The organism is Haloechinothrix halophila YIM 93223 (genome assembly GCF_000504245.1).
GTDB classification, from domain to species: domain Bacteria; phylum Actinomycetota; class Actinomycetes; order Mycobacteriales; family Pseudonocardiaceae; genus Haloechinothrix_A; species Haloechinothrix_A halophila.
Genome location: NZ_KI632509.1, coordinates 126,586 through 141,338, shown reverse-complemented (window position 1 = coordinate 141,338; position 14,753 = coordinate 126,586). Strand labels below are relative to the sequence as shown.

Sequence of the window (14,753 nt, the reverse complement as noted above, 5' to 3'; positions counted from 1 at the left end):
GCGGCACCTCCGCCAGCGGGTCACGGCGGCCACAGGGCAGTGGCGGGTGATATAGCGCGGCGTGCTGCCGACGCCGTACCTGAGTCGCGACATCGGCGAGGCAGCGTCGGCACCACCAGTGACCAGGTTCGGGCGGGGCGTCGCTGCACAGGTCGCACGTCGACCAGCGGCGGCGTGCGGCTGCCACTGCGGGGGCGATGCTCAGGTTGCCTGCTGGGTCGGTGATCCGGGTGGGCGCGGGGCTCCTCAAGCACGCCTGACGCCCGGTCACCGGCCTTCCTCAGCAGCCGCCCGATCCGCCTCGTAGCCGAGCAGACGGATCACGGGCAGCGTCGGAAACATCCACCTGTTACCGATGCGTATCGGCTCGATGGGCAACCGGCCGGTGCCGATGGCGTCGTAAACCGTGGACTTGCCGACACCGAACAGGCGGGCGAACTCCGACGGGGTTAGTACTCGCGGCAGGGACTCGATCTCGTCCTTCGTCAACCTGCCATGGTCATCTAAGAGAGCAGACACGGGCGGATACCTCTCGGTACCCCGCGCAATGCGCGTACACCAGCTACCGCTGGTCCGCTTTACGGCCGTCGCCGCCCGGTGGGTAGCCGGGAAAATCCCTGTACGGACCGCTAGGTCCGCGCCGCCTTCTGGCGTTCCGGGTACAGCCTATCCGCTCCGGTGTCAGTGCCCTGGTTCCATTTTCGGCGTGTCTGTCCGGAGGTTCACCAGAGGGCAGAACAGGTCCAAGAAGCGCGGCGAACGGTCACGCGTCTGTATCCGCTCCACCCCCAGGCACTTCCTGGGCCTCTCGTTCGTGAGCCGCGATGAGGTCTCGGACGATTTTCGCCAGGGCCTCGCGGGTCTCCTTAGGTAGCGCCTTCTCACGCAGAAGGGCTCGTTCCGACTCGCTCGCGGCAAAGCATGACCCCAAGTCGTCGGGTGTAACGCCGAGGCATCTCTCAAGCGACGGCCAGTACCGCTCGGACGGGATGCTGTGGCCACGCTCCCAGCCCGAGATCATTCCTTGGGTTACGCGGTCACCATGTTGCGTCATGCACTCTGCGAGTTCCGACTGCTTGAGGTTCCTCTGATTGCGACGCTCGCTGAGGAGGGTGGCGAGGGGGCTGAGCACGCCGAGTGGGTCATAACCTTTCATATCGCGAGTATTGACGATATCGCCGATATTCGCTACATCGAGGATGTCATTGTGATGCAAGTCACTGCGCGGCGATTCCCGGGCGGTGCAGCAGAGAGCAAAACGGGGGCGACAGTCAGCGAACCCAGGCACGGCTGGTCGGAGCAGCGAACCGTCGCATTGTAGGTAGTAGGTAGTAATGAGCCGCCGCGTTTCGGGTGGTGGACGCACCCAAAAAGCGGCCTACTCACACCGAGGTCACCGTGGGAGGAGGGTTCTCGGCATCCTGCCGCTGGCCTCAGTCGCGGACCTCTTCCCGAGCGGCGCCGTATCGAGCAGGCAGTTACCTCTCAGCGAGCTGGCGGTGCTGCGCGGCCCACTCCGAAGCGGCCCACTCGGCTGGCATCGCTTCCAGCGACTCGGCCGCAGCACGGCGTGCCGCTGCGATGTCGCCGAGGGCGGCGAGCACGAACCCTTTGTGGCCGAGCAATACCGCCGGGGTGTACCAGTAGCTCGACGTAGGCAGCTCGTCGACGTCGATGCGCTCAAGGCTGGTCTCGGCCTCGGCGAGCGCGTCGAGCGCGGCACGATGGTCGTCGTCGTGGGCGAGCACCTCGGCGCGCTGGAATGCCATGTAGGCCCGCAGACCGGGATCGGTGCGGGTGTCTCGCGCGGCGGCCCGGTTGAGCGCCTCGGCTTGGCGCAGCTGGCCGGTGAGCAGGCATCGGTACGCCGAGAAGCTCAGCGCCGAGGCGAGCCGCTGCGGGTCGTCGACCTCGAACGCCAGCACGGCCGCACGGTCGAAGTGGTGCCGCGCGTCGTCCCATCGCTGCATCGGGATCGCCAGCCACCCCAGGTACTGCTCTAGTTCGGAGACCAGCCCGACGGCCTCGCCGCGCACGTCGGCGCGAGCATGGTCGGCCAGCTTCGATGCCACTGCGGCTTGGTGCTGCACCGAGGGCAGCACGTCGGCGGCGCTGGTCGCGTCTTCGAGTCGGCGCAGCCCGGCGAGCACCGACGACACGGCGTCGACTGCGGCCGGGTCGGTGCGGCCTGCGTCGAGTGCCGTAGAGACACGCTCGGCCGCCTCCAACGCGCCCGATGAGGAGGCACCGCCTAGCAGGCTCTCGAATCGCTGACGCTGGCTCTCGTCGGCCTGCGCGAGCGCGGTGTCGAGGATCTGCTGCATGTGCGGGCGCGGCACCGTGGCGGCGTTGAGCCGCTCCCATTGCGACACGATGCGTTGACTCACGCCGAGGTAGGCGGCGAACTCGCGCAGGCTCAGCCGCAGCGCAGCCCGCAATGCGGCCGCCTCACGTCCGGTCCATCGCTGCACGTTGGTCACGCGGCATAGCGAATCACACACGCTCGATGAGCGTCGAGTGGACTGTGAGAGTAGGGGAAGTTGATGGTCCTGCGGCTATGACGCCAGCCCTTGGTAGGTAGTTGGGTGATATGTGCTTGGGCGTTTCAGGAGGTGAGAGCGCTCTAGCGCGGCCCGCTCACACCGAGGCCACCCGGTCGGGCTGAGATGCGCGCTCCTTTGGTCGATCTCGCGCCCAGGCGCGCGCGTTTTTTACGCCGATCCCACGTTCGCGAACGCGCTCGCACCTGTGCGAACAGGTCACGGGTCGCCGTTGATGTGCTCGTTCGACAGCCGCCGAAGCTCGGCATCGAGGTGCTCCGGGGACGTCGCACTTGCGACGACCTGCTCGCACTCCGCGAGCAGGTGTTCCAGCTCAGGTGACAGGGACTCTGCCGCGCGGAGCGCTGCTGCCGCTTCGGTTGCTGGCGAATCGTGAGCGACTCGTACCCACCAGGGGAGTGGAACTTCGGCGGCGTGCTCGAAACACGCTCGCACCCCGCCTGGCCCTTTCACGGAAGCTGCGGCGCCGCAGCGACACCTACCGCGTGCCATCGGTCGTCTCCTCGGTGGTGAAGTCGGTGATGATCCGGTCGACAAGGGCCTTCGCGCCGTCCGGGCCGATCAGCTCGCACAGCGCGGCGTCGAGCAGCTCTGTGAGGGCTCGAACGACGGCGATCAGGTCGGGCCGGTCTAGGTCGGCTAGCAGCAGCTCGGCGCCCGCAGAATCGCCGGTCAGGATCAGCTTCGCGACGGCGGCGGCGCGGCTGTACGCCTCCGTCGAAGGCAGCCAGTCAGCGTGCATGGGGCTGAGTGTCGCTTGCCCAGTGGCAGCTGATGTCCGCCAGCGGCGGTGAGTGAGTCTGCTTCGGCCGGGCCGGACGTGTCCGCAAGCGGAAGTTGCCTGACACCGGGTGGGTCATCGTCGTTGGCGTGACGACACAAGAGGTCGCCCAGCAGTGGGGCGTGACGGACCGCGTGGTCCGTCGGATGTGCGCCAGCGGCCGGATACCGGGCGCATTCCGGCTCGGGCGGGACTGGTTCATACCTCGCACCAGCATCGAGAAGATTCCGACCCGGAGGGATCGCGCATGTCAGACGTCGTGACCGAGGCTGACGAGGCCGCCCGCACAGCGGCGGCAGAGGTCGAACTCTTGGAAGAGCAGATCCGAGCTGGCGACGAGTCGATCACGCCGGAGCAGCTTGACCGTGCCCGTGGCTTCGCTCGCTTCCAGGCACTGCGGCGGGAGACAGCTCGACGCAAGGCCGAGAAGGCACGGCAGGCGGCGCGCAAGGAGCAGGCGGAGGTGCTGCTGGCCGAGCTGGCGGAGACTGGTGAGGGCAGCGTGCGGCACAGCCAGCGGCAGGTGCGAGAGGCAGTCATCGCGGCGCAGGAGGCCGTCGAGCACCTGGTCGTGGTCGCCGGGCAACACCGCAAGCTGGTGCGGGACGTGACTGGTCGCGTGAAGGTCCTCAACGACGCGCTGCCCGATGCGGCGATGAAGCCGTCGCGGGACGGTTTCCGTGTCGGCAACCTTGCTGTGCAAGAGACCGATGCGGCCGACGCGATCTTCGCCGCTCTCGCACCCACGCTGGAGCGGCGGCGCGAGTTGGACGTCAACCTCCAGTGCCCGAACGGCTGGCTGATCCAGCCCGACTACGTGATCAACCGGGGAAGGCGGTTCCAGCCGTGAACGCGGACCAGCGACACAAGATCGTTCTCGACCCGGGCTCGGAGAAGGGCTACCGGCTGGAGCCTGCCGCGCCGTCTGCAGCCGAGCCGACGCTGCGGGACTTCCGGGCCATGACGTACGAGCAGCGGGCCGAATTGCACACGAGGAACGCCGAGGTGTACCGGCGGCTGGCCGAAGCGGAGCTGGCCGAGACGTTCCAGCCCTACCGAGGAAGGTGACGGATGGCTACCAAGCGCAGGAAGACGGCCGCCCGGCGGAAGCCCGCCCCGAAGCGTCGGGTGCGGCGGAAGCCCCCCGCGAGGAGGAAGCCTCGCACCGCCACCGGGCACCTGGCCGAGTCGGAGGCGTGGCGCCGCAGGTGATGGAGGTACCGATGAGCAAGTCACACGCTGAGGAAGAGGCGCGGATCATCGCGGACTTGGGGATCACCGAGACCGTCCGCAAGCCGCCCCGGGACCCCGGCGGACGGCAGGAGACGCCTGCCGCTGACCCCGCTGCTCGACGAGGTTTCGTCAGCCGGGCGGAACGCTCCCACCAGGAGTTTGAGCACCACCAGGTCGACGGACAGGAATGACCCGGCGGTAGCCCACCGCATGTGACCCCACCGACCGACACGAGGAGCCCAGTAAGGAGCGGGCGTCGTGTCGCTCACCGTCGCCGAGCTGCGCTACCTGTTCACCGCCAACACCGCCTCGATGGACCGGGGCTTCGCCAAGGCGCAAGCCGGGGTGAGGTCCATGGAGAAGGCGGGCACCCGGATGGCCGCGACCGGCACCAAAATGAGCAAGGGGTTGACGCTGCCGATGCTCGCGGCCGGGGCTGCGGCAGGGAAGATGGCCTCCGACTACGAGTCGTCGATGCAGAAGATCGTCGGCCTGGTCGGCATCTCGCAGAAGCAGGTCGACGCCTGGTCCAAGCAAGTACTGAACTTGTCCAAGGATCTGCCGCAATCACCGAAAGACCTGGCCGACGCGATGTTCTTCGTCACGTCCGCCGGTTTCCGGGGCAAGGAAGCGCTCGATGTGCTCACCGCGAGCGCGAAAGCCTCGGCAGCCGGACTGGGGGACACGGAGGCGATCGCCGACGCCGTGACGTCCGCGGTCAACGCCTACGGCATCAAGAACCTGTCGGCGTCGAAGGCGACCGACATCCTCACGGCCTCGGTGCGCGAGGGCAAGCTGGAGGCGTCGTCGCTAGCCCCGGTGCTGGGCCGGGTCATCCCGATCGCCTCCGAACTGGGCGTGAGCTTCGACCAGGTGGGTGCCGCCGCCGCGGTCCTGTCGAAGACCGGCTTGAACGCGGCCGAGGCCACCACGGCGGTGCGGCAGATCATGCAGTCGCTGATCAAGCCCACCGTCCAGGGAAAGAAAGAGCTAAAGAAGGTCGGGCTGACCTACGAGGATCTCCGCAAGCAGGTGAAAGAGAAGGGCCTGTTCAAGACGCTGATGACGTTGCGGGACGCGTTCGGCGACAACACCGAGGCGCTGTCCAAGGTCATCCCGCAGGTGGAGGGGTTCGCCGGTGTGCTGGCGATCACCGGCAAGGGGTCGAAAGAAGCCAAGAAAACATTCAAGGAGCTGTCCGACGCCACCGGCGCCACCAGGAAGGCGTTCGCGGTGGCGTCCGAGACTGGGGCGAACCGGTTCAAGACGGCTCTCGGCAAGGTGCAGGCGAACGCGGTGAAGCTCGGGCAGGTGCTGTTGCCGGTCGGCACGGCGATAGTGACGATGTTCGGCGACATGGTGAACATGGTTGCCAACCTGCCGGGGCCGGTGCTCAAGGTGGTCGGCGTGTTCGCGGTGCTCCTCGCGACACTGGGACCGCTGCTGGTGGTCATCGGCAAGGCGATCAAGCTCGTGTTCGCGTTCCGCGCGGGCATCCTCGCGACCTCGGCGGCGGCTGCGGCCAGTAAGGGGCCGTTGGCGCTGTTCGCCTTCGGGATCAAGGCGGTCAGCAAGGCTCTGCGCGCCAACCCGATCGGGGCGGTCATCACGTTGATTGTGGCGCTCGGTGCCGCGCTGGTGCTGGCCTACAAGAAGTCCGAGACGTTCCGCCGGATCGTGGACGCGGTCTTCCGGGCCATCGCCACCGCCGGAAAATGGATGTGGGAACGCGTCCTCAAGCCCGCGTTCAGCGCGATCGGCAAGGCGTTCCGGTCGATCGGTGACACCTTCTCCAGCGTGTGGGACCGCGTCCTGCGGCCGGTGTTCAAGACGCTGGTGGACGCCTTCCTGTGGGTAGCGGAGAAGATCGTGGACGGCGCGGCTAAGGCGTTCGGCTGGGTACCGGGGATCGGGCCGAAGCTGCGGAGCGCGGCCGACAAGTTCCGCACCTTCCGCCGGGACGTCAACAACGCGCTGGGCGGCATCAAGGACAAGGACGTCGCCGTCACCGGCAAGCTCGCGTTCGGTGGCGCCGGAACCGGTTCGACGGCGGTCAACCGGCTGCTGTCGTCGTCGTTCGCCACCGGCGGGCTCGTCCCCGGCGCGCCCAGCAGCCGAGACAACCGGATCGCGGCCGTCGCGTCCGGCGAGTTCGTCGTCAACTCGCGCAGCACGCGGAAGCATCGCCCACTGTTGGAGGCCGTCAACGCCGACCGGCTGCCGGGATTCGCGGAAGGCGGCGTGGTGCCGCGCGCCGTGGTGCCCAGCGGTCGCGACGCCCGACGGTTCGCCAGCGAGTACGGGAGCAGCATCAGCATCGCCGCCCGGAAGTTCCAGGGTGTGCTGGACGAGGCACTGTCGAAGGTGTTCAGCGCGCCCGGCGTCGGTTCGGGCGTCGAACGCTGGCGCGGGTTGGCGATGCGGGCACTCGCCTACACCGGCTCCCCGCTGTCGTGGATCGGATCGCTGTTGCGCAGGATGCAACAGGAGTCCGGCGGGAACCCCTTCGCGATCAACAACTGGGACATCAACGCCCGGCGGGGCGACCCGAGCCGGGGCCTCATGCAGACCATCGGCTCGACGTTCCGCGCCTACGCCCGGGAGTTGGTCGGCAGGGGCATCTACGACCCGTTCGCGAACATCGTCGCCAGCATCCGCTACGCCAACGCCCGTTACGGTGCCGCGCCCGTCGGCTGGAACCAGCCCGGCGGCTACGCGCGTGGCACGATCAGGGTGCCGCGCACCGAGCGGGCGCTGGTCCACAAGGACGAGATGATCCTGCCCGCCCGGATCGCCGAGGCGGTGCGCCAGCAGCTCGCAGGAGGCGGCGAGCGGGTCGTGATCCACCAGACCGTGAACGCGCCGCAGAACATGAGCCCGCAGCAGGTGGCGGATGCGGGAGCACAGCGGATCGCATCGGCGATCAGCCAGAACAGCCTCGGGGCGGTGGTGCCGGTATGAGCACGCTGGCCCGTCGCAGTTCGGCTTCCGCCAGCTTGGCTCGGGCCTCGGCTTCGGGAAGGTCGCCGAACCTCTTCCGCTCGCGCTCGATGTGCCGCTGGATGATCGCGTCAAGCATTTCCTGCGTCAGCTGTGGTACCTGCTGCGCCATGAGACGAGCGTAGCTGGCGACTGGCGTTTCACGGCGGATGTCACACGAAGGCCACCGGACTGGCCGGACGTAGCCGGACTAGCCGGACAGAAAGAGCCCGAGAGGCCCGTCTAACGTGTCCGTTTCCGGACTAGACGGACGCTCCCGGACTCCTCGGACGGTCGGTTGGAGATATCGAACTTCCTGGCCGCCTACATCGCATACCCGCGAAATCCCAACTGGACGTGCGTGCATTCGCCGGTCTCACGGTTATCTCTTCATCGTTGCGTGCTGTCAGGGCCGCCAGGATCCATCACGTCGCCCGCGTGGGGGAAGCGCGTACGCCGGGAGATTTCCGCGCCCGGCACCCATGACGGCCGCCGGTTCGATACCGTGTCCGCTGGTCGGAGTCGCCGAGTTGAAGAGGGGTCTTTCGGTGAGCACGGTGCAATTCAAGCGGGCGCCACGAATGCAGGCGCCACGTACGCCGGGTGGCGAAGTGCACCTGGAGCCGCCACCGGAGATCCCCCGCAACATCCCCGGCAGCATCGTGCAGAAGCTGCTGCCGGTCGTGATGATCGTGGCGATGCTGGGGATGGTCGCGTTCATGTTCACGGCCATGAAGTCGAGCGGCGGCGGGTTCAGCAACCCGATGTTCCTGATGATGCCGCTGATGATGATGGTCTCAATGGTCGGCATGCTCGCGGGCGGCGGCCGTGGCGGTGGCCAGAAGAAGGCCGAGATGAACGAGGACCGCAAGGATTACCTGCGCTACCTCGGCCAGATGCGCGAGCGCGCCCGCGAGGCGATGGTGGAACAGCACGCCGCGCTGGAGTGGGTGCATCCCGAACCGCGCACGCTGCTGTCCATCGCGACCAGCCGCAGAATGTGGGAGCGTCGCGCCAACGACAAGGACTTCCTGCACCTGCGCGTCGGCAAGAGCTCGCACCGGCTCGCCACCAGGCTCGTCCCACCGCAGACCGGCCCCATCGAGGAACTCGAACCGATCGCCACGCTCGCGTTGCGGCGGTTCACCCGCGCCAACTCGCTGGTTCGCGACCTGCCGACACAGATCTCCATCCGTGGATTCGCCGCGATCAACCTCAGCGGCGAGCGCGACAAATGCCGCGCGTTCACCCGGGCGATGATCGCCCAACTGGTTACGCTGCACAGCCCGGAAGACGTCTTGGTCGCCGTCGCCAGCGCAGGTCGTGCCAAGCAGCAGTGGGAGTGGGCGAAGTGGCTGCCGCACACCCAGCATCCGGTGCACACCGATGGCATCGGCCAGCTGCGCATGATGTCCGGCTCGTTGCAGCAGATCGAGGAGTGGCTCGCCGACGAACTCGGTCCCCGGCCGCGATTCCAACGCAAGGCCCCGTACAACGACGGCCCGCACATCGTGATCATCCTCGACGAAGCCGACCTCACCAAGGAGGAGCGGCTGATCATCGAGGAAGGCATCGCGGGCGTCACGATGATCGACGTCTCCGGGTCGCTCGGCAAGCTCGCCGCGCGCCGAGGGCTGCGGATGGTCGTCGGTGACACCCAGCTCGGCGCGCAGAACGCGGGCGGCACCGAGTGGTTCGGCAGCCCGGACGAGCTCAGCCTGGTCGAGATGGAGTCGCTGGCCCGCCGGATCTCGCCGTACCGGATGGGCACAAGCGCCGCCGGTGACGAGGAAGAGGAGTCGCCGCTACTGTCCAACCCGGACATGCTCGAGCTGCTCGGCATTCCTGGCGATCCGATGACGTTCGACGTCCAGCAGGCGTGGCGGCCCCGGCCGATCAGGGACCGCTACCGGGTGCCGTTCGGCGTTGGGGAACACGGTCAGCCGGTGTCGCTGGACATCAAGGAAGCCGCCGCCGAGGGCATGGGTCCGCACGGGCTCTGCATCGGCGCGACCGGTTCCGGTAAGTCGGAGTTCCTGCGCACCGTGGTCCTCGCGATGATGGCGACGCACTCATCGACGTCGCTCAACTTCGTGCTGGTCGACTTCAAGGGTGGTGCGACGTTCCTCGGGCTCGACCGGGCGCCGCACGTCTCCGCCGTCATTACCAACTTGGCGGACGAGGTCACGCTGGTCGACCGCATGAAGGATGCGCTGGCCGGTGAGATGAACCGGCGACAGGAAGCGCTCAAGGACGGCGGCAACTTCAAGAACGCCTGGGAGTACCAGAAGGCCTGGGAGAACGGCGCTGACCTCGACCCGATGCCAGCGCTGTTCATCGTGGTCGACGAGTTCACCGAGTTGCTGACGGCCAAGCCGGACTTCATCGACTTGTTCGTCGCGATCGGACGTCTTGGCCGGTCGCTACAGATGCACATGCTGCTCGCGACGCAGCGGCTCGAAGAGGGCAAGCTGCGCGGGCTCGACTCGCACCTGTCCTACCGGATCGGCCTCAAGACGTTCTCCGCGGCGGAGTCGCGCGCGGTGATCGGTGTGCCGGATGCCTTCGAGCTGCCGTCCCGGCCTGGTGGCGGCTACCTGAAGTACGACACATCGACGCTGGAGCGGTTTCAGGCGCTGTACGTGTCCGGCCCGTACCGGCCGTCCGGGGTCAAGACGACTGGCCCGAAGACCACGGCCGTCAGTGCCGACAAGCGGCCGAAGCTGTTCGTGCCGGACTACATCGACCCGCCGCCGGAGCCGGTGCACGAGCCGGAGCCGGAACCAGAGCCCAAGAAGGAAGAGCAGAAGTCCGAGGGCGACGAGCCGACCGTGCTCGACACCATCGTCGACCGGCTGGTCGGCCAGGGTCCGCCAGCGCACGAGGTGTGGCTGCCGCCGCTGAACGAGCCGAACTCGCTGGACACGCTGCTGCCGAACCTCAACCCCACCGAGGAGCGCGGGCTCTCGCCGGTCGGGTTCTTCGGCAACGGCAAGCTGCAGGTGCCGATCGGGATCGTCGACCGGCCGTACGAGCAGCGCAGGGACCCGCTATGGGCGGACTTCTCCGGCGGCGCAGGTCACGGTGCCGTCGTGGGTGGGCCGCAGTCCGGTAAGTCGATGATGCTGCGCACGATCGCGATGTCGCTGGCGTTGTCACATACCCCGGAGGAGTTCCAATTTTTCGGTGTCGACCTTGGCGGTGGCTCGCTGGCTTCGTTGGAACGACTGCCGCACTGCGGTGGCGTCGCGGTCGCCCGCCGCGAGCCGGACAAGGCGCGCCGGGTCGTCGCGGAGCTCACCACGCTGATCACCGAGCGGGAGTCGCGGTTCGGTGAGCTGGCGGTCGACTCGATGGCCGACTTCCGCACCATGAAGCGGCAAGGGCGCATCACCCGCGAGCAGGACCCGTTCGGCGACGTCTTCCTGTTCGTCGACGGCTGGAAGGCGTTGCGGGACGACTTCGAGGAGCTGGAAGGCCCGATCACCAAGCTGGCCACCCAGGGTCTCGGTTTCGGTGTGCACGTCGTCATCGCGAACAACCGCTGGGCCGACATCCGCCCCGCGATCAAGGACATGCTCGGCACCCGGTTCGAGCTGCGGCTCGGCGACCCGAGCGAGTCCGACATCGACCGCCGTGTCGCGGTGAACGTGCCGGGCGGGCGGCCAGGACGCGGTCTGACCAACGACAAGCTGCACTTTCTCGCCGGGTTGCCGCGCATCGACGGCTCAAGCGATGACGAGACCGTCGGTGACGGTGTGGCGGACGCGGTCAAGCGCATCAACGAGGCGTGGAGTGGGCCGCACGCGCCATCGGTGCGGTTGCTGCCCGACCTCGTGCGCTACGACGAGATGGTCGCGCAGGACAACTACCGCGACTCGAAGCTGGTGCCGATCGGGCTCAACGAGGACGAGCTCGCCCCGGTCTACCTCGACTTCAACGCCGACCCGCACTTCCTCGCGTTCGCCGATGGTGAGTCGGGCAAGACGAACCTGTTGCGGCAGATCGTCAAGGGCATCACGCAGCGGTACACGGCGAAGGAAGCGCTGGTCATCTTGGTCGACTTCCGGCGGACCATGCTTGGCTTCGTCGAGGGCGACCAGCTGCTCGGTTACGCGGTCTCCAGCAACCAGCTCGGCGGCATGGTCAAAGACGTCGTCGCTTCGATGGAGAAGCGACTGCCGGGACCGGACGTCACGCAGGAACAGCTCAAGAACCGCTCCTGGTGGAAGGGTCCTGAGCTGTTCGTCGTCGTCGACGACTACGACCTGGTGGTCACACAGAGCGGCAATCCACTGCAGCCGATCGCGCCGTTCCTCGCTCAGGCCAAGGACGTCGGACTGCACATGATCGTCGCGCGGCGCTCGGGTGGCGCGAGCAGGGCGATGTTCGATCCGATCATCGGCAAGCTCAAGGAGATCGCGGCGCCTGGCATCGTCATGAGCGGTTCCCGCGACGAGGGCCAGCTGCTCGGCAACATCCGGCCAACGCCGCTGCCGCCCGGTCGAGGCACTTTCGTCAGCCGCAAGGTCGGGAAGCAGCTGATGCAGGTGTCGTGGATCGACCCTGAATGAGCGGCGCGCGGACCTTGCGAGTCGCCGTCGACTTCGGTACGTCGAGTACCTGCGTCGCGGTATCACCGAGGGGCGAGGACCCGCAGGTCGTCGTCATCGACGGGCAGCCGTTGCTGCGGTCGGCGGTGTATGCCGCGCCGGACGGCACGCTGTTCGTCGGGCAGGAGGCCGAACGACAGGCCGCGGTTGACCCCTCGCGGTACGAGCCGCATCCGAAGCGCAGGGTCGACGAGGGCGAGCTGTTGCTCGGCACACAGGTGCTGTCCGTGCGGGAGGCGTTCCGTGCGGTGCTGAGCAGGGCAGTGTCCGAGGCGCGCCGGTTCGCCGGTGGTGCCGAGGTCGGGCTGCTGGTGCTGACACATCCCGCGGACTGGGGCGTTGTCCGGACGCGGACGTTGCGGCAGGCCGCCGCGGGACTCGCACAGGAGGTGACGCTGCTGCCGGAGCCGGTGGCCGCCGCGGTGTTCCACACCTCGACGTTCTCCCGGCACGACGGTGGCGGTGGCAACGGCAGCGGTACTCCGACCGCGCTCGCCGTGCTGGACCTCGGCGGTGGCACCGTCGACGTCAGCGTGGTGCGCGGGGACGGTGATGAGACCGCCGGTGGGTTCCGGGTGTTGGCGACCAAGGGCGATCCCGGCTTTGGTGGCGCCGACGTCGACCAGGCGCTGCTCGAGTTCATCGGGTCGCGGATCGCCGAGGAGAAGAAGGATGCCTGGCGCGCGCTGATGGAGGGTCGCGAGCTAGCCGACCGGCGACGGCGCAGGGTGTTGCGGCAGGACGTGCGCGGCGCGAAGGAGACGTTGTCTCGGCACGCCTATACCGACGTGCCGATGCCACAGCCGTTCGCTGATGCGCACGTGACCAGGCAAGACCTGGAACGGCTCATCGCGGAGCCGCTCGGCAGGGCGGTGGCGCTGACGTCGGCGGCGATCAACGAGGCCGGGCTGCGGCCGGACCAACTTGGCGGCATCTTCCTCGTCGGCGGGTCGAGCCGGATCCCGATGGTGGGCAGGCTGGTCCACGAGCAGCTGGGCGTCGTCCCGACGACGCTGGACCAGCCGGAGACCGTCGTGGCGCGCGGCGCCATGTTGTCAGTGCTCGCGGGACAGCGCTCGGGTCGGACGGCGCACGCGGCGCAGTCCGCACGACCAGCGCGAACCGGCCCGCCTGCGGGAGCGGCGCCGGGACCAGCGACACAAGGGGCAGGGATACCGGGCGCGGCCGCATCGGGTCCACCATCGGGCCCGATCCCGGCGCCCGGAGCCGCACCCGGCACGGGGACGCCGGGAGCACCGCCAACCGCGAGTCCGGCCCACGGTGGGACGTCGTGGCAGCACTATCCCCACCACCAGCGACACGGCTATCACCGATCGGGACTGGCAGGAGGCGGGCCGCACCAGGCGCAGCCCGGTCAACCACAACAGACCGCGAAGAAGCGACGGGTGCTGCCGTGGGTGCTCGGCGGGTCGCTGGTCGTCGTGGTCGCGCTGGTCGCCGCTGTCGCGCTGTGGCCAACGTCCTCGGGGCAGGAGCGGCTACCGGACGCGATGGTCGCGCAATTCAGCTACCAGTTCGACCATCCGCCGGATTGGGAACAGACCGATCTCATTCGCGACGAGAACCGGGTCGTGGTGCGCCCGTCCAGTGCACCGGACGGCACCGACCTGATTTCGGTGCAGCAATTCTCGCTCAGCTACGACTTCGACGAGGATCGGGAACGATTCCTGAGCGAACTGCGGACCGGGCTGGACGAAACGGGACGAGATTACGTCCGGTTCAATCCGGATTTCGTTTTCGTTGGCCGTAGCGTCATTCATTACACCGAGAAGGCTGACGACAGTACCGTGGAATGGTTCGTCGTCGGTGCCGATCAGATTCAGGTCAGCGTCGGCTGTCGCTGGACTTCCGATGCCAAAGACGCGGTGGAGTCGGCCTGCGAAGAGGTGGTGCGGACCCTGCGGATCACCGAGCCGAGCACGAGTTCGGAATCGCGTGGGTGACCCACAGCCGGTTCTTCACGACCGCGAACGCCCGGGGCGGTCCCAACGGCGGAACGAGTGAAACAGCAGGTCAGCAGGGATATAGCGGCGTGCCGGACCCATCCATCCCGCGTCGGTTCCGTCCGGCGGCGTTCACGCCTGCAACTACTTCAGAAGTCTGCGAGACAGGGTGGAACCAACCGTGGCAAGGTCATCGTCGTAATCCGCGTACGAACTCAATGACGTACGACGACGCACGAACGAAGGGGGTTAATCCCACATGAGTGGTTTTACCGGTGAAGTTGCCGAATTTACTCGGATTCACCAGTCGCTGACTGGGGTGAACAGCGAGCTGAACTCGACGTTCAGGAGTCTGCAGGGCAACATGGAGCAGGCGCTCGCGTCCTGGAAGGGTCCGGCCGCGGAATCATTCCGCAGGCTCATGGAGCGTTTTGACGAGAACGCCATCAAGCTCAACGACTCGCTGCAGGGCATTTCGGATCTCCTTGAGTCCGCCGGCAGCAAGTACCAGGCGCAGGAAGAGGAAGCCTCGCAGACCTTCAGTGGTGGCGGCTTCGCCGCGCTCGACGGCTGACCGGTCCGCTCGCAGTCCATCCACGGCTAACGCAGGCATTCACAGGGA

15 protein-coding genes are annotated in these 14,753 nt (G+C 67.5%); 9 read left to right on the top strand and 6 right to left on the bottom strand.

Annotated elements, in window-relative coordinates; genetic code table 11:
* Window positions 1-267: 267 nt before the first annotated feature.
* Both AMYHA_RS27305 and AMYHA_RS28330 read right to left on the bottom strand, forming a co-directional pair.
* Entirely contained in the window at window positions 268-489 is a 222-nt protein-coding gene (locus tag AMYHA_RS27305) for a helix-turn-helix domain-containing protein (RefSeq protein ID WP_034266866.1), read from the bottom strand.
* Window positions 490-763: 274 nt separating this feature from the next.
* Window positions 764-1,054 (bottom strand): helix-turn-helix domain-containing protein, encoded by a 291-nt coding sequence (locus tag AMYHA_RS28330; RefSeq protein WP_407919897.1) that lies wholly within the window; start codon window positions 1,052-1,054, stop codon window positions 764-766.
* On the opposite strand from AMYHA_RS28330, the gene AMYHA_RS27710 reads away from it, so the two are divergent.
* The gene (locus tag AMYHA_RS27710) at window positions 1,025-1,321 is read left to right on the top strand and encodes a hypothetical protein (protein ID WP_231104587.1); all 297 of its coding nucleotides are present in this window, start codon (window positions 1,025-1,027) and stop codon (window positions 1,319-1,321) included. The genes AMYHA_RS28330 and AMYHA_RS27710 overlap by 30 nt on opposite strands.
* 157 nt (window positions 1,322-1,478) lie before the next feature.
* On the opposite strand, the gene AMYHA_RS00625 is transcribed toward AMYHA_RS27710, so the two are convergent.
* The 3 genes from AMYHA_RS00625 to AMYHA_RS00615 all read right to left on the bottom strand — a co-directional run bounded on the left by AMYHA_RS00625 (window position 1,479) and on the right by AMYHA_RS00615 (window position 3,303).
* Window positions 1,479-2,480 carry an XRE family transcriptional regulator gene (locus tag AMYHA_RS00625; RefSeq protein WP_231104586.1) on the bottom strand — a complete coding sequence of 334 codons (1,002 nt, stop codon included), beginning with the start codon at window positions 2,478-2,480 and terminating at the stop codon, window positions 1,479-1,481.
* Between the two features lie 279 nt (window positions 2,481-2,759).
* A complete protein-coding gene (locus tag AMYHA_RS27705; RefSeq protein WP_034266858.1) occupies window positions 2,760-2,996 on the bottom strand; it encodes a hypothetical protein in 237 nt (78 codons plus the stop codon).
* 43 nt (window positions 2,997-3,039) lie between these two features.
* Entirely contained in the window at window positions 3,040-3,303 is a 264-nt protein-coding gene (locus AMYHA_RS00615; RefSeq protein WP_034266855.1) for a hypothetical protein, read from the bottom strand.
* Between the two features lie 128 nt (window positions 3,304-3,431).
* On the opposite strand from AMYHA_RS00615, the gene AMYHA_RS28325 reads away from it, so the two are divergent.
* The 5 genes from AMYHA_RS28325 (at window position 3,432) to AMYHA_RS27485 (ending at window position 7,536) form a co-directional block, all read left to right on the top strand.
* The gene (locus tag AMYHA_RS28325) at window positions 3,432-3,605 is read left to right on the top strand and encodes a helix-turn-helix domain-containing protein (protein WP_169732881.1); all 174 of its coding nucleotides are present in this window, start codon (window positions 3,432-3,434) and stop codon (window positions 3,603-3,605) included.
* Window positions 3,590-4,192, top strand: coding sequence for a hypothetical protein (locus AMYHA_RS00610; protein ID WP_034266852.1), 603 nt, complete (start codon window positions 3,590-3,592; stop codon window positions 4,190-4,192). The genes AMYHA_RS28325 and AMYHA_RS00610 overlap by 16 nt, the downstream gene beginning before the upstream one ends.
* Entirely contained in the window at window positions 4,189-4,410 is a 222-nt protein-coding gene (locus AMYHA_RS00605) for a hypothetical protein (protein ID WP_034266849.1), read from the top strand. Before AMYHA_RS00610 ends, AMYHA_RS00605 begins: the two co-directional genes overlap by 4 nt.
* Before the next feature lie 155 nt (window positions 4,411-4,565).
* Window positions 4,566-4,766, top strand: a complete 201-nt coding sequence (locus tag AMYHA_RS26705) for a hypothetical protein (protein ID WP_157361683.1) — start codon at window positions 4,566-4,568, stop codon at window positions 4,764-4,766.
* A 67-nt stretch (window positions 4,767-4,833) separates the two neighbouring features.
* The gene (locus AMYHA_RS27485; protein WP_051399395.1) at window positions 4,834-7,536 is read left to right on the top strand and encodes a phage tail tape measure protein; all 2,703 of its coding nucleotides are present in this window, start codon (window positions 4,834-4,836) and stop codon (window positions 7,534-7,536) included.
* Here AMYHA_RS27485 and AMYHA_RS26130 read toward each other — a convergent pair.
* Complete coding sequence (locus AMYHA_RS26130) at window positions 7,499-7,687, bottom strand: hypothetical protein (protein ID WP_034266842.1); 189 nt, start codon at window positions 7,685-7,687, stop codon at window positions 7,499-7,501. The two genes, AMYHA_RS27485 and AMYHA_RS26130, sit on opposite strands and share 38 nt — an antisense overlap.
* A 415-nt stretch (window positions 7,688-8,102) precedes the next feature.
* Between AMYHA_RS26130 and AMYHA_RS00585 the strand changes: the two genes are divergently transcribed.
* From AMYHA_RS00585 to AMYHA_RS00575, 3 genes are all read left to right on the top strand, one after another.
* Window positions 8,103-12,128, top strand: coding sequence for a type VII secretion protein EccC (locus AMYHA_RS00585; RefSeq protein WP_034275288.1), 4,026 nt, complete (start codon window positions 8,103-8,105; stop codon window positions 12,126-12,128).
* A complete protein-coding gene (locus AMYHA_RS00580) occupies window positions 12,125-14,131 on the top strand; it encodes a type VII secretion-associated protein (RefSeq protein ID WP_034266839.1) in 2,007 nt (668 codons plus the stop codon). The genes AMYHA_RS00585 and AMYHA_RS00580 overlap by 4 nt, the downstream gene beginning before the upstream one ends.
* A gap of 259 nt (window positions 14,132-14,390) precedes the next feature.
* Complete coding sequence (locus tag AMYHA_RS00575) at window positions 14,391-14,705, top strand: WXG100 family type VII secretion target (RefSeq protein ID WP_034266838.1); 315 nt, start codon at window positions 14,391-14,393, stop codon at window positions 14,703-14,705.
* The last annotated feature ends 48 nt before the right edge of the window (window positions 14,706-14,753 follow it).

Excerpts from the sequence above, each read along its gene's own strand:
- AMYHA_RS00615 (WP_034266855.1), bottom strand. The coding sequence starts at position 3,303 with ATGCACGCTGACTGGCTGCCTTCGACGGAGGCGTACAGCCGCGCCGCC.
- AMYHA_RS26130 (WP_034266842.1), bottom strand. The coding sequence starts at position 7,687 with ATGGCGCAGCAGGTACCACAGCTGACGCAGGAAATGCTTGACGCGATC.
- AMYHA_RS26705 (WP_157361683.1), top strand. The coding sequence starts at position 4,566 with ATGAGCAAGTCACACGCTGAGGAAGAGGCGCGGATCATCGCGGACTTG.
- AMYHA_RS00580 (WP_034266839.1), top strand. The coding sequence starts at position 12,125 with ATGAGCGGCGCGCGGACCTTGCGAGTCGCCGTCGACTTCGGTACGTCG.
- AMYHA_RS28330 (WP_407919897.1), bottom strand. The coding sequence starts at position 1,054 with ATGACGCAACATGGTGACCGCGTAACCCAAGGAATGATCTCGGGCTGG.
- AMYHA_RS00610 (WP_034266852.1), top strand. The coding sequence starts at position 3,590 with ATGTCAGACGTCGTGACCGAGGCTGACGAGGCCGCCCGCACAGCGGCG.
- AMYHA_RS00575 (WP_034266838.1), top strand. The coding sequence starts at position 14,391 with ATGAGTGGTTTTACCGGTGAAGTTGCCGAATTTACTCGGATTCACCAG.